The sequence below is a fragment of the Kribbella sp. NPDC003505 genome (assembly GCF_040610875.1).
Classification (GTDB): Bacteria; Actinomycetota; Actinomycetes; order Propionibacteriales; family Kribbellaceae; genus Kribbella.
Genome location: NZ_JBEXNA010000018.1, coordinates 93523 through 107504, shown reverse-complemented (window position 1 = coordinate 107504; position 13982 = coordinate 93523). Strand labels below are relative to the sequence as shown.

Here is a 13982-nt window from a genome sequence, read left to right as displayed (position 1 = left end):
TGTTCGGTTGGCCGGCTTCAGGGGAGCCTTGGCAGGCGGTCAGCGCCAGGAGGGCGCTGAGCGCTGCGGCGGTGGGTCCGAGGGCCGGATGGCGGGGCATGGAGGCTCCGTTCTGGGTGCTGGTGGTGTAAGCGTCGCATACGGAGGGTGTTCGCCGGGCCGGATATCCACAGAGCTGCAGGTTCCTGCAAGCATCGTCGGCGGCGACCGTCGTTGCGGGTTACCAGTTGGTGAGAGAGCCGTCGGGTCTGTGGACGGTGGGGACGGGGCGGGAGGGGATGGACTGGGAGCGGGCTAGCTCGCGGTCTATGTCTATGCCTAGACCGGGGGTGGTTGAGGGGAGTACTCGGCCGGGAGTGATGGTGGGGCGGTGGGTGAAGAAGCGGGCCAGAGCGTCGTCGGGGTCCGACTGGTGTTCTTGGATGGCGGCTGCGGGGGTGGTGAGGTTGAGGTGCAGGGATGAGGCGGCGGTGACGGGGCCCAGGGGGTTGTGGGTGGCCAGTTTGATGTAGTGGGTTTCGCAGGCAGCGGCGATCTTGCGGGCTTCGGTCAGGCCGGCGGCGATGGCGATGTCGACGCGGGCGTAGTCGATGAGTTCGTTCTCGATCAGGGGCGCGAACTCCCACTTGGAGGCGAACTGTTCGCCGGCCGCCAGCGGTACGCCGGTTCGCGCGCGCAGCATGCGGTACGAGTCGGGGTGTTCGGCGCGGAGCGCGTCCTCGACGAAGTACGGGCGGGCGGACTCGATCTCGCGGCACAGGGTGACGGCTTCGGGCGGGTCGAGCCGGGTGTGGACGTCGAGGATCAGCTCCACGGAGTCGCCGACGACGTCGCGGACCTCGTGGAACAGCGCGATTCCGTCCCGCAGCGTCCGGCGCTCGTCGAGGACGTCGCCGTCGTGCGGCACCGAGAATCGTAGGTGCGTCCAACCGTCGGCGACGAGCGTGCGGCACCGTTCGAGGAAGCGCGGCCGGTCCGCCATCCCGTCGCCCAGGTGGACGTAACACGGCACGTACTCCCGCACCTGTCCGCCGAGCAGTTCGTGCACGGGGACGCCGTACGCCTTGCCGCGGATGTCCCACAGCGCGACGTCGATCGCCGCGATCGCGGACGCGATCACGCGGTCGGCGGGGTAGAACCCGGACCGGAACATCAGCTGCCACAGCCGCTCGGTGCGCAGCGGGTCCTCGCCGAGCACCAGGCCGCCCAGATGGGACAGCGCGCCGGCCACGGCCTGTTGCCGGGACCGCAGGCCGACCTCGCCGATGCCGTGAATGCCCTCGTCGGTGTCGACCACGACGAGCATCATCGCGTCGCCCCGGTCGGGGAGGGTGAGCACTTCCCAGCCCGTGATCTTCATCTGACCTCTGCCTTGTTTCAGGAACGTTGTCATCGCACCGTATCCCAGAATTTCAGGCGTACGCCAGAGCCTCTGTGAGGAAACAGAAACGAGCTGTTGACACAACCAGGAACGATTGCAAACATGTTTCAACGCTGAGTCCGAGAGCAAGGAGATCCGGATGGCCGCCACGGTCAGGGAAGTCGCGCAACTGGCGGGTGTGTCCCCGTCGACGGTGTCCCGGGTCTTCACCGCGCCGGACCAGGTGCAGGAGGCGACCCGGCAGCGGGTCACCGACGCCGCGCGGCAGCTCGGGTACCGGCCCGACCCCGCGGCCAGGACGCTGCGCAGCGGCCGCACGGAGTCGCTCGGCCTGGTCGTCCCGGACATCGCGAACCCGTTCTTCCCGCCGATCGTGAAGGCGATGCAGGCGCGGGCCCGCAACCACGGCTACACGCTGCTGGTCGCCGACTGTGACGAGCGCGAGTCCGACGAGCTGGAGACCATCGACGCGATCGTGAAGAAGGTCGACGGTCTGGTGCTGTGGGCCTCGACCCTGTCCGACGGCCGGCTGCAGGAGCTGGCCCGGGAGATCCCGCTCGTCCTGGTGAACCGGCAGGTCAAAGGGATCCCCGAGCTGCACATCTCGCTGACGTCCGGGATCAGCCAGGCCGCCGAACACCTGCGCGCGCTCGGTCACACCAGCTGTGTCTTCGTCAACTGCTCGCGGCCGGAGCACCTGCGGGGCAAGTCGATAAGAGAAACCTTCGACGCCCAGGGGCTGTCGGTCGTCGAGCTCGGCCCGTACGAGCCGCGTTTCGAGACCGGACTGCACGCCGCGACCCTGGCTGTGGCGAACGGCGCCACCGCAATCCTCGCGCACAACGACCTGGTCGCGATCGGCATCCTGCACCAACTCGCCCACTCCGGGGTGGACGTGCCCGGTCAGGTCAGCGTGATCGGCATCGACGACACGCTGCTGGCCGCGATGTCGATCCCGGCCCTCACCACGATCCGGATCTCGCCGCAGACGGTGGCCACCCACGCCACCGATCTGATCGTCGAGACCATCAACGGCTCGGAGCCGCAGTCCGCCGAGGTCGGCTCGCGGCTCATTCCCCGCGCCTCCACAGGTCCCGCGCCACACCGCGCCTGACCCGAGCAGGACCCACCACAGTACGGCGCGCCGCCCCGCCGTACCGATCCCTCCTGGAGACATTCAATGGCTACACCCATGCGTGTTCGTGCTGCCCTGGTGGCGGCCGCGACCGGGCTGGCACTGACCGGCTGTGCGGGACTCACCCCTGCCGAGGACGATGCCGGCGCCGACGTCGTACTGCGGGTGCAGGGCATGCCGGCGCCGACGGACAGTGCCGCGCTGGCCCAGTTCAACCGGCTGGTGCAGGACTTCGAGGCGAAGAATCCCGGCATCACGATCGAAGGCAGCGAGAACCGCTGGGATCCGCTGACGTTCTCGGCCAAGCTGGCCGGCAAGACGATCGAGGACGTCATCCAGGTTCCGCTGACCGAGCCGCAGGGCCTGATCGCCCGCAAGCACGTCCAGCCGATCACCGAGCAGCTGAAGCAGTGGACGCACTACCAGGAGTTCAACCCGCAGGTCCTGCAGCCGCTGAGTGACGACGCCAAGCAGGTGTACGGCATCCCGCAGGCGCCGTTCGCCCAGGGGCTCGTCTACAACCGGAAGCTGTTCACGCAGGCCGGTCTGGACCCGGACAAACCGCCGGCGACCTGGGACGAGGTTCGTGCGGCCGCCAAGCAGATCAGTGTGAAGACCGGCAAGGCGGGGTTCGTCCACGAGTCCAAGGGCAACACGGGCGGCTGGCAGCTGACCATGCTGACCTACACCCACGGCGGCTCGATGGAGACCGAGCGGGACGGCAAGGCCGTTGCTGCTGTCAACGACCAGGCGACGAAGCAGTCGCTCGAGCTGCTGAAGGCGATGCGCTGGACCGACAACTCGATGGGCCAGAACCAGCTGATGGACCAGGACGACGTGGTCAAGCAGTTCGCGGCCGGTCAGGTCGGTATGTTCATGGGTACGCCGGGCACGTACAAGCTGGCCAAGACGAAGTTCGGCATGAAGAGCACGGCCGACTACGGCGTCACGTCACTGCCGCAGGCCGGCGGGAACGCGACACTCGGCGGCGCAGAGGTGTTCATGGTTCCGGCGTCGGTGCCGAAGGAGAAGGTCGACGCGGCCGTGAAGTGGCTGCTGTTCGCCCAGGCCGAGGCGCAGTACGAGCCGGCGGTCGCGGCCGAGCGCGCGAAGGAGCTGGCCAAGGATCCGAAGGCCGCGGTCGGCGTACCGACGCTGCCGATGTTCAGCACCGCGCAGCAGCAGAAGATCGACGCGGCGATCAAGCCGTACGTGAACGTGGAGCTCGAGCACTTCCGGCCCTGGCTGGAGGGTACGCCGAAGCTCACTCTGAAGCCCGAGCCGCCGGTCGCCGCCCAGAAGCTCTACACGATCCTCGACACCGTCGTGCAGTCCGTGCTCACCAAGAAGGACGCGAACGTGGACGCGCTGCTCACCAAGGCGCAGGCGGACGCGGACAAGATGCTCGCCGCGGAGCAGAAGTGACAACACTGCTCGAGCGCCCGGAGGTCGCCAAAGCCGAACCTGTGGCGGTGACCTCCCGGCGGCGGGCGGGCGTACGCCGGGAACTCCTCGGCCTGCTCTTCCTGGCGCCCGCCCTGCTGGTCTTCGGACTGTTCTCCTGGTGGCCGATCGTGCGCGGTCTGCTGATCTCGTTCCAGGACACCAATCTCGTCGACCCGGCGGTGTGGGTCGGCCTGGAGAACTTCCAGGCCGTGCTGACCGACCCGCTGGTCGGCAAGGCGATGACGAACACCCTGTTGTTCGTCGGCCTCGGGCTGGTGATCGGCTTCCCCGCGCCGATCGTGCTGGCCGCGGTGATGTCGACGGTACGGCGGTTCGCCGGCGTGTACCGCGTCGTCGTCTACCTGCCCGTCGTCGTACCGCCGGTGGTCGCGATCCTGCTCTGGAAATGGTTCTACGACCCGGGCAGCGGCCTGTTCAACCAGCTTCTCGGCCTGGTCGGGCTCGGCCCGTACCCGTGGCTGCAGTCGCCGCACACGGCGATGCTGAGCCTGGTGCTCGAGGCGACGTGGGCCGGGATGGGCGGTGCCGCACTGATCTACCTGGCGGCAATGACCGGCGTCCCCGCAGAGCTCTACGAGGCTGCCGAGAGCGACGGAGCCGGGATCTGGCGGCGGATCTGGCACGTGCTGCTGCCGCAGTTGCGTCCGGTGATCGGGTTGCTGCTGCTCTTGCAGCTGATCGGCACGATCCAGGTCTTCACCGAGCCGTACATCTTCACGCAGGGCGGTCCGGACGACGCCACGCTGACCATCCTGCTGCTGATCTTCCGGTATGCGTTCCAGGACGGCCGCTACGGGCAGGCCGCCGCGTTGTCCGTCCTGCTGGCGCTCGTTCTCGCTGTGCTGTCCGCGGTCTACCTCCGCCTGACCCGAAGCTGGAGCGCCAAGTGAGCGAACCGATGACGACGTTCACGTCGAGCAACGACCTGCGCAGACCGGGGACGGCGTTCGCGCTCCGGGCGGTCCAGGTGCTGACCCTGCTGGGCCTGGTGGCGATCGGGATCGGGCCGCTGTACTGGACCGTCAAGGGCGCGGTGTCGTCGCCGACCGAGATGGTCACGAACCCGCTGCGGCTGTGGCCGGCCGAGGCCGAGCTGGGCAACTTCTCCCGGGCCTTCACCGAGCTCCACGTCGGGCGCTACCTGGCCAACACGGTGACGGTGGTGATCGGCTCCTGGGCGGTGCAGTTGCTGGTGGCGATGACGGCGGGGTTCGCGTTCGCGGTGATCCGCCCGCGGATCGGCCGGTACGTGTACGGCGCGATTCTCGCGACCATGTTCGTGCCGTACACCGTCTCGCTGGTCAGCCTGTTCCTGACCGTGCTGGACGTCAACCTGCTCGACACCTACTGGGCGATCTGGCTGCCCGCGGGAGCGAACGCGTTCAACGTGCTGCTCGCGACGCGCTTCTTCGAGGCGTTGCCGCAGGAGCTGTACGACGCCGCGAAGGTCGACGGCGCGAGTACCTGGCAGCTGCTCACGAGGATCGTGCTGCCGATGAGCCGGCCGGTGATCGCGGTGATCAGCCTGCTCGCGATCATGCACTCCTGGAAGGAGTTCATCTGGCCGCTCGTGGTGATCTCCGACCCGCGGCTGCAACCGATCAGCGTCGCGCTGGCGAACCTGGTCGACTCGGCGCCGCTCGACGAGCTGATCGCGGCGATGGCGATGGCACTGGCGCCGCCCGTGCTGGTCTTCCTCGTGTTGCAACGCTACGTGGTCGCGGGCCTCGGATTCACGGGGGTGAAGGGATGATCAGCCGGCGAGCAGTCCTCGGCGGCGCCGTGGCCGCGGCAGCCGCCGGGAGTGCGACGAGTCCGGCGTATGCGGCCGATCTGCAGATCACGGACACCGCGAACACGATCACGCTGATCGGCGCACCTGACACTGGTGAGGTCAAGGTGCTCGACGGCGGCGGGATCCAGCGCCTCACCCTGACGACGTTCGAATACGCGTACGGGACCGGCACGAGCAAGGTCGTCGTGCGGACCACCGGGATCACGAAGATCGAGGCGAACGGCGGGCAGCAGTTCACGGTCACGTACGGCGCGCCGGTCGGCCAGGTCGTCGGCACATTCACGGTCGGCCTGCGGAAAGCGCGCATCCGCTGGGACGTGACCGGCGTGACGGAGCTGCGGACCGACAGTTTCCGCGTCGCGCGGGTCGTGACGGGTACGGCGACCGAGCACTTCGACCCGGTCGTGTTGTGGAACCGGGACCGGGATCCGGGCACCGGCGCGCTGCGCGGCGGTGTGCCGTACGAGACGACGAACGGTATCTGCTACTCCTACGCCTGGGCCGACAACCGTGCCGTCATCCGTTTTCCGCAAAGCACAGTTGCCTTCAGCAACAACGGCTACCTGCACGCGATCGGCGACGACAGCGGTTTCCTGGAGAGCACGGTCGTGCTCGGCCCGATGCGGCCGCACTCGGCCGGCGTGATCGCGCGTGACGGCGACCTCGGGATCGACCTGTGGACCACCCAGCCGTTCGGCCTCTGGAACACCGGCGGCGCCAGAACCGTGAACTTCGAGGTGGTGAACGCGGCGCTGAGCACCCGGACGGTGCGCGTCGACTGGGTCGCGCGGGACTGGAACGGCGGTTCGACCAGCGGTACGGCGAGTGCATCGGTCGGGCCGCGTGCGGTCTGGACCGGGAACTTCGCCGTCACCCTCGGCGCCCGCGACATCCGTTTCGTCGAGGCGGTCGTGTCCGACGGCGCGACCGAGGCGGCGTTCGCCCGAACAACGCTTTCCGTGCTGTCGGCCCACACCTACGGCGACTCCGAGCAGAGCATGTTCGGGATGGGCAACTTCGCCTACCTTGCGGAGCCGTCGAGCACGGACGTCCTCGGGCTCATGAAGCTCGCCGGCATCCAGTGGATCCGGACGGCGTACCGGGCGTACAACACGCTGCCGGCCTCGCCCGGGCCGACCGTGGAAGCGCTCGACCAGGCTGGTTTCCTGCACAACATGCAGCTCGCCGGCACGCTCCCATGGGGTGCGGACGGCGCCGCTTGGGCCGACGACATGGTCGGCCGGGCGACGTACTCCGGCGCCCGGTACTACGAATGCGCCAACGAGCTCAACCTGACCGCGTCCGACAAGACCCCGGCTCAGTACGTGAGTGACGTCCTCGAACCGTTGCGCACGGCAATGACCGCCAAGGGCGCCACGTTCAAGGTGATGACGTGCGGCCTTGCCGGATACCCCGAGCAGTGGGTGCAGGACTTCGGCGCCGCGGGCGGCTGGGACCACGTCGACGTCCTGGCGTACCACCCGGGCCGCGGAAACTACACCGCCGACTACCAGCCCGCGGAACCGTGGACGAACGAGACCCGCTGGAACTTCCTCGGCACGCTGAAGAAGGCGATCGCCGCCAAAGGCACGAAAGAGCTCTGGCTCACCGAGGCGTACGCGGGAACGCAGCCGAACCGCTGGTGGACCGACAACCACCGGAACGCCCCGGAAAACGTTCTACTCCAACTCGCGCTGGCCAAGGCGTACGGCGTCCGCTGCGTGACGTGGTACACGCTGAACGACTCGATCCAGCAACAGCCGATGGAAGCCGATCCGGACAGCGTCGAGTACCACCACGGGCTGCTGCACCGCGACCTCGGCGCGAAACCCTCGCTGCTGGCCTTCGCAACCGCCGCACGGTGGCTCGACCGGTCCACGTTCGCCGGTTGGGCCGACCTGGGTGATCCGGACCTGTTCGGGCTCGTGTTCAACACCCCGTCGGGCAAGGTCAACCTGCTCTGGTCCCGCAAGGACGGCTACATCCTCAACAACGACCCGGTCCGCCGCAGTCAGGCGAGCCCTGCCTACTACCGCAGTCCCGAGGCCTGGGAAGACCTGTGGCCGACCAAGACGAACGTCACCGTCCCGACGCCGGCCGCGACCACGTCGGTCCGTGAGCTGAACTGCCTCGGCATGGACGTCGGCACGCATCAGGCAAGCAACTCGCAGGTGACCGTCGCCCTCGACGGCGCACCGCGGATCTTCATCGGTCTCTCCCTGCCTCTCCAGACCACCGGAGGATTGTCATGAAACCCACCAGGCGGACGTTCGTCGCCGGATCGCTCGCAGCCGCGGGGGTGGCCGGCGGCCTGCTCCCCGCGGGCGTCGCCCGCGCCGCGACGGCGTACACGATCACCGCGGACGGCATCACCGTGTCCGCCGAGACCGACGGCACCATCGTCGTCGGCGACGGCACCGAGCGGATCCGGATCGCGCACTTCCAGGTCAAGGACACCGTGCTCGGCGGGCAGCGCACGTTCGGCGGCAAGCCGTCGCTGGTCACGCTCCCGGACGGCCGCCAGGCGATCCGCGTCGACTACGTGATGGGCGCCGCCGCGAAGACGATCACGGTGACCGGCACCTTCGACGTCACCGCCCGGCGGCTGCACATGCGCTGGGACGCGACCAGCTCGAACCAGATGTACCTGAACTCGCAGTTCACCCGCACCGTCATCAGCCCGGCCGAGGCGGAGTACTCGACCGCGGTCACCCGCTGGAACCGCGACGCCGGCGGCGGCGTGCCGTACGAGACCAACGACGGCATCCTCTACACCGAGACCTGGTCCGACACGAAGGCGTACTTCCGGCTCCAGTCCAGCCGCCCCGACTGGACGACGGCCTCGTGGATGCACATCGTCGGCACGTACGACGCGCTCGGCGTCCTGCGGCACGAGGCGGATCTCGTGTTCGGAAACCTCCGCGAAGTTTCCGCCAACGCAGCCGCCCTCGGTCGCCCGGTCGGCCTCGACGTGTGGACCGACCAGCCGTTCAACCTCTGGTACGCGACCGGCCACGCGATGCCGGTCAACGTGCAGGTCGTTGCCGGCAGCACTGTCACCGCGCCGGTGACGCTGAGCTGGTTCGCCCGCGACTTCGACGGTACGACGCTGACGAGCGGATCGACCGTGCTCACGTTGGCGCCCGGCCAGAGCGCCGACCACAGGATCGTCGTACCGGCGCTGCAGCAGCAGGGCGTCGCCTTCCTGGAGGTGCAGGCGGGCGAGACATTCGCGCGGACCACGCTTTCCGTGCTCCCGTCGTACGACTACCAGGGCGGCGGCATGTTCGGGATCGCGAACTATCCCTGGCTGCTCGAGCCGAGCAAGGCGGACGTGGCGACGCTGCTGCAGAAGATCGGCGTCGCGTCGGTCCGGATCGCCTACAACGGCGCGCCCGGCATCCCGCCGGCCGAGCTGGAGGCGCTGGGCATCACGCCGAACATCCAGCACGGCGACGTGGTGTTCGACGCGACCCCGGAGCAGGCGAAAACCTGGGCCGCCGAGCTGGTCGACGTGGTCGTGGACGCCCGCGCCCGGTACTTCGAGGTCGACAACGAACGCAACCAGCCGTGGATGTCCGGCCTGTACGCCGACAAGTACATCCGCGACGGCCTGCGCCCGGTGGTCGAGCGGCTCGCCGAGGTCGGGTCCGACGTGAAGGTGATGAACAACGGCCTCGGCGGCATGGACGTGAACTGGGTCGACAGCTTCCACGCGCACGGCGGCTGGGACCTGATCGACGCGTTCGCGTTCCACCCGGGCCGCGGCAACTTCACGCCGGACTACGCGCCGACCCCGGACGAGTGGGTCACCGGGTCCAACGGCAGCTACTGGAACTTCCTCGGCGGCGTCCGCGAGGCGAAGCGGCGGATCCGCGAGTACGGCGGGGGCAAGGAGCTGTGGCTGACCGAGGCGTACGCGTGTACCCGGCCGAACCAGTGGTGGAACGACACCATGCGCCAGGCCGCGGAGAACGTGCTGCTCACGATGGCGCTGGCGAAGGCCGAAGGCGTCGACGGCGTGAACTGGTACCAGCTGTACGACAGCACGATCCACCATCCGCAGGAGGCCGATCCGGCGAACCCGGAGTACCACTTCGGCCTGATGAACCGGGACCTGTCGGCCAAGCCGTCACTGCTGGCGTTCGCGACCGGCACCCGGGTGCTGGAGGAAGCCGAGTTCGTGCGCTGGCTGGACCTCTCCAAGGTCGAGCGGCACCTGCAGGGCCTGCTGTTCATGACGCCGGACGGGCCGCTGTCGGTGCTGTGGAGCCGCAAGGACGGGTACCTGCTGAACGTCGATCACACCGAGGGGCAGGCGTACTACCCGCACCCGGAGGTGTGGGAGGACGACTGGCCGACCAAGACCCACCTCACCGTCCGCGGCGGCGAACTGGTCGAGATCGACTGCATCGGACGCCGCCGAACCCTGAGCGGATCGCGGATCATGCTCACCCTCGACGGTGCGCCGAAGCTGTACCGTGGGCTGTCCGCGCAGCCTGAACAGCAGCTCCGGCTCGCGTGAACCGGGTCCTCGTCACCGGAGCCGGCGGCCGCATCGGGCGAGCCGTGGTGGACGCCTTGCAGCTACGCCGCGTCGCGGTCACCGCCCTGGTCCTGCCGGGGACGCCGTGCCAGGCGGATCGACTGGTCGAGGGGTCCGTGTGCGACGTGGCCGCGGTGCGGGCCGCGATGGCCGGGGTGGACGGTGTCGTCCACCTCGCCGCGCGGCCGGCGCCGCACCGCGGGACGCCGTACGAGGTGTTCGGCGAGAACTCCCTCGGCACGTTCACGGTGCTGGAGGAGGCCGGGCGCGCCGGGGTCCGGAACGCAGTGGTGGCGAGCAGTCTGGCCGCGAACGGGCTGCCGTTCGCGGCCGGCCCGCTCAGCCCGGCGTACGTCCCGCTCGACGCGGCGGTGCCGAGCCAGGCCGAGGATCCGTACGCGTTGTCGAAACTCGCCGACGAGCAGACCGCCGCGATGATGGCGCGGCGGCACGGGACGACCGTGGTCGCGCTGCGGTACCCGTTCGTCGGCGGTTTCGCCGAACGCCTCGAGGAGCACGCCCGCAAGGTCGCCGCCGACCCGGCACTCGGCGCCGCCGACCTGTGGTCGTACCTGGAGACCCGCGACGCCGCCCGCGCCGCCGTGCTGGCCTTGGGGGTCCACGGCGGTTCGCACGTCTTCCACGTCGCGGCCCCGGACACGTTGGCGCCGTACCCGACCCTGGACCTGCTCCGCCGCTACCACCCGAGCACCGCGATCCGCGCCGACCTGCCCGGCCGTACCACCCCGCTCGACCTCGGGCCCGCGCGCGAGCTGCTCGGGTTCACCGCCGAACACACGGTGTAACGGCGCTACGCTGGTCGCGTTCGGACACGGGCGGAAGGGGTCTGACATGCGGTTTCACCATGATCGGGAGCCGGCGGGAGACCTCACTTTCAGTGACGTGTTCCTGGTTCCCAACCGGTCCGGCGTGACGTCGCGACTGGATGTGGATCTCTCCACCAGTGACGGGACGGGAGCCTCGATTCCGGTCGTGGCGGCGAACATGACGGCGGTGTCGGGGCGGCGGATGGCCGAGACGATCGCGCGCTGCGGCGGCCTCGCGGTGATCCCGCAGGACATCCCGGTCGACGTGGTGTCCGAGGTCGTTGCCTGGATCAAGGAGCGGGACCCGGTCCACGACACCGCGCTGACGCTGCCGCCGACCGGGACCGTCGGCGAGGCGCTGAACCTGCTGCCCAAGCGCAACCACGGCGCGGTGATCGTGGTGGACCAGGGCCGGCCGGTCGGCGTGGTGACCGAGGCCGACTGCTCCGGGGCCGACCGGTTCACCCAGCTCGACGCGGTCATGTCGCGCGAGTTGCTGACGGTGCCCCAAGGGATCGATCCCGAGGCCGCGTTCGAGCTGCTGCACGACGGCCGCCACCGGCTCGCCCCGGTGGTCGATGCCAGCAACCGGATCGTCGGGATCCTCACCCGCCAGCGCGCGCTCCGGGCGACCCTGTACGACCCGGCGCTCGACGGCAACGGCAAGCTCCGGGTGGCCGCCGCGATCGGGATCAACGGCGACGCGGAACAGAAGGCGAAGGCGTTGCTCGAGGTCGGGATCGACGTCCTGGTCGTCGACACCGCCCACGGCCATCAGGAACGGATGCTCGAGGTGGTCGAACAGGTCCGTGCCCTCGGGCCGCGGGTGCCGATCGTGGCCGGCAACGTCGTCACCGCCGAAGGCGTCACCGACCTGGTGAACGCCGGCGCGGACATCGTGAAGGTCGGCGTCGGGCCCGGGGCGATGTGCACGACGCGGATGCAGACCGCGGTCGGCCGGCCCCAGTTCTCCGCGGTGCTCGAATGTGCGGCCCGCGCGCGGGAGCTCGGCAAGCACGTCTGGGCCGACGGCGGCGTCCGGCATCCGCGCGACGTCGCGCTGGCGCTGGCCGCGGGCGCGTCGAGCGTGATGATCGGGTCCTGGTTCGCCGGCACCTACGAGTCGCCCGGCGACCCGCACCGCGACAGCCAGGGCCGGATCTACAAGGAGAGCTTCGGGATGGCGTCGGCCCGCGCCGTCCGGTCCCGGACGGCCGACGACTCCGCGTTCCAGCGGGCCCGCAAGGCCATCTTCGAGGAAGGCATCTCGACCGCCCGGATGTACCTGGACCCGGAGCGGCCGAGCGTCGAGGACCTGCTGGACTCGATCGTCTCCGGCATCCGCAGCTCGTGCACGTACGTCGGCGCCGCCACCCTGCCCGAGTTCCACGAGCGTGCGGTGGTCGGCCTGCAGACGGCCGCCGGGTACGCCGAGGGCAAGCCGCTCGACACCAGCTGGCTGTAATCGTGAACCGTGGGCACCGCCCTCATCCCCAGGATGAGATCGCGGGCCCGCCGGAATCATGCCCCGGGCGATGGTGACGGTCGGCGATCGGTGGGACCTTGTAGGCAACAGGGGGAGGAAGGGCACCGGAACCATCCGTCGGGGGGTCGGGGATCTCGCTGGGGGCAGCGGGTCCGATCGACGCGGGGGCTCAACAGTCACCGGTGTCCTGCTCGTGGTCGCGGGTGGTGGCAGAGGTTCGACCGAGGCTTGGGAGGGCGACTCGGGGGCCCGTATCCACCGCCCGCGACCGCTGTGCGGTGGACGGCCCTTGATCACCTGCGGGTGACGGCGCATAGTCGAGTGATCGATACCGCACGGGTTGTGGGGAGTCGCCGTCGTGGAGGGAGAAAGGGCCGTCCCGCTGCGGGTTGACGCGGAGACGGCGATCATCCTGCGCGAGGCGTACCACAAGATCGAGGCGCTGTTCAGATCCGACCACTACGGCCTGTACGACTACGTCCGGGTGGTGGCCGGCAAGATCGCGCATGTCGACGCGTTCTTCGTCGGCTTCCTCCAGGGCAGCAACCGGGTGCGGTACCCGTACGGGTACGACGACGGCGACTACGTCACACCGGACACCCACATCTTCGGTCCGGACGGGCAGACGGCCTGGCTGCTCAAGCACCGGCACACGTACCGCTTCGCCTACGACGACGGTGCCGCGCTGAACGCCGGCGTCCCGGTCGGCGACCCGGCCCGACGGTCCCGGGACGCGGTCACGGTACCGATCTTCCGGCCGGCCAAGGACGGGCCCGACCAGTTGTTCGGGCTGCTCTCGATGCAGAGCTACATCTCGAAGTCGTACGACGACAACGCGGTACGGGCGTTCGAGTGGCTGTGCGAGGTGGTGGAACGGGTGCTGACCCGGGAGGGCGAGGACCGCGAGGCCCTGCGCCGCCTGCCCGCGGGCGATGTCGGCCCGAACCTGCTGACGTCCGACCATGTGATGGAGTACCTGACGCACCGGGTCGCGTCGATCCGGGAGATCGCGACCGAGGCGCTGGACGAGCCGGATGTCGGGACACCGGTCCGCACTCATCTGGAGCGGATCGTGGACACCGCCGAGCACATCCAGTCCGAGTTGATCGAGATGCTGATGGAGACCGACGAGGCGCCGGAACGCCGGTTCACCAGCCTCACGAAGGCGCAGCAGGGGGTCGCGCTGCTGCTGGCCGACGGGCTCGACAACGACCAGCTGGCCGTCGAGCTCGGTGTCAGTCTCAACACCGTCAAGACCCACCTCAGCGCGATCCTCCGCAAGTACGACTTCCACAGCCGGTCCCAGGTGGCCGACGACGTCCGCAAGTACCTCGCCCGCTAGGGC

The 13982-nt window shown here is 69.3% G+C and carries 10 protein-coding genes; 9 read left to right on the top strand and 1 reads right to left on the bottom strand.

The window, feature by feature from the left end; genetic code table 11:
* Positions 1-220: 220 nt before the first annotated feature.
* Complete coding sequence (locus ABZX12_RS40400; RefSeq protein ID WP_355700774.1) at positions 221-1360, bottom strand: mandelate racemase/muconate lactonizing enzyme family protein; 1140 nt, start codon at positions 1358-1360, stop codon at positions 221-223.
* A 160-nt stretch (positions 1361-1520) separates the two neighbouring features.
* On the opposite strand from ABZX12_RS40400, the gene ABZX12_RS40395 reads away from it, so the two are divergent.
* The 9 genes from ABZX12_RS40395 (at position 1521) to ABZX12_RS40355 (ending at position 13979) form a co-directional block, all read left to right on the top strand.
* Positions 1521-2495 (top strand): LacI family DNA-binding transcriptional regulator, encoded by a 975-nt coding sequence (locus ABZX12_RS40395; protein WP_355700773.1) that lies wholly within the window; start codon positions 1521-1523, stop codon positions 2493-2495.
* 78 nt (positions 2496-2573) lie between these two features.
* Positions 2574-3941 carry an extracellular solute-binding protein gene (locus ABZX12_RS40390; protein WP_355700772.1) on the top strand — a complete coding sequence of 456 codons (1368 nt, stop codon included), beginning with the start codon at positions 2574-2576 and terminating at the stop codon, positions 3939-3941.
* Positions 3938-4873 (top strand): sugar ABC transporter permease, encoded by a 936-nt coding sequence (locus ABZX12_RS40385; RefSeq protein WP_355700771.1) that lies wholly within the window; start codon positions 3938-3940, stop codon positions 4871-4873. Before ABZX12_RS40390 ends, ABZX12_RS40385 begins: the two co-directional genes overlap by 4 nt.
* A complete protein-coding gene (locus tag ABZX12_RS40380) occupies positions 4870-5736 on the top strand; it encodes a carbohydrate ABC transporter permease (protein ID WP_355700770.1) in 867 nt (288 codons plus the stop codon). The genes ABZX12_RS40385 and ABZX12_RS40380 overlap by 4 nt, the downstream gene beginning before the upstream one ends.
* Positions 5733-8030: a hypothetical protein gene (locus ABZX12_RS40375; protein ID WP_355700769.1), complete on the top strand. Its 2298-nt coding sequence runs from the start codon at positions 5733-5735 to the stop codon at positions 8028-8030. Before ABZX12_RS40380 ends, ABZX12_RS40375 begins: the two co-directional genes overlap by 4 nt.
* Positions 8027-10303 carry a hypothetical protein gene (locus tag ABZX12_RS40370; RefSeq protein WP_355700768.1) on the top strand — a complete coding sequence of 759 codons (2277 nt, stop codon included), beginning with the start codon at positions 8027-8029 and terminating at the stop codon, positions 10301-10303. Before ABZX12_RS40375 ends, ABZX12_RS40370 begins: the two co-directional genes overlap by 4 nt.
* On the top strand, positions 10300-11130 hold the full coding sequence (locus ABZX12_RS40365; RefSeq protein ID WP_355700767.1) for an NAD(P)-dependent oxidoreductase: 831 nt from the start codon (positions 10300-10302) through the stop codon (positions 11128-11130). The genes ABZX12_RS40370 and ABZX12_RS40365 overlap by 4 nt, the downstream gene beginning before the upstream one ends.
* A gap of 46 nt (positions 11131-11176) precedes the next feature.
* The gene (locus ABZX12_RS40360; protein ID WP_355700766.1) at positions 11177-12616 is read left to right on the top strand and encodes a GuaB1 family IMP dehydrogenase-related protein; all 1440 of its coding nucleotides are present in this window, start codon (positions 11177-11179) and stop codon (positions 12614-12616) included.
* Between the two features lie 379 nt (positions 12617-12995).
* A complete protein-coding gene (locus tag ABZX12_RS40355) occupies positions 12996-13979 on the top strand; it encodes a LuxR C-terminal-related transcriptional regulator (protein ID WP_355700765.1) in 984 nt (327 codons plus the stop codon).
* Positions 13980-13982 lie beyond the last annotated feature (3 nt).

Excerpts from the sequence above, each read along its gene's own strand:
- ABZX12_RS40400 (WP_355700774.1), bottom strand. The coding sequence starts at position 1,360 with ATGAAGATCACGGGCTGGGAAGTGCTCACCCTCCCCGACCGGGGCGAC.
- ABZX12_RS40395 (WP_355700773.1), top strand. The coding sequence starts at position 1,521 with ATGGCCGCCACGGTCAGGGAAGTCGCGCAACTGGCGGGTGTGTCCCCG.
- ABZX12_RS40390 (WP_355700772.1), top strand. The coding sequence starts at position 2,574 with ATGCGTGTTCGTGCTGCCCTGGTGGCGGCCGCGACCGGGCTGGCACTG.
- ABZX12_RS40375 (WP_355700769.1), top strand. The coding sequence starts at position 5,733 with ATGATCAGCCGGCGAGCAGTCCTCGGCGGCGCCGTGGCCGCGGCAGCC.
- ABZX12_RS40370 (WP_355700768.1), top strand. The coding sequence starts at position 8,027 with ATGAAACCCACCAGGCGGACGTTCGTCGCCGGATCGCTCGCAGCCGCG.
- ABZX12_RS40360 (WP_355700766.1), top strand. The coding sequence starts at position 11,177 with ATGCGGTTTCACCATGATCGGGAGCCGGCGGGAGACCTCACTTTCAGT.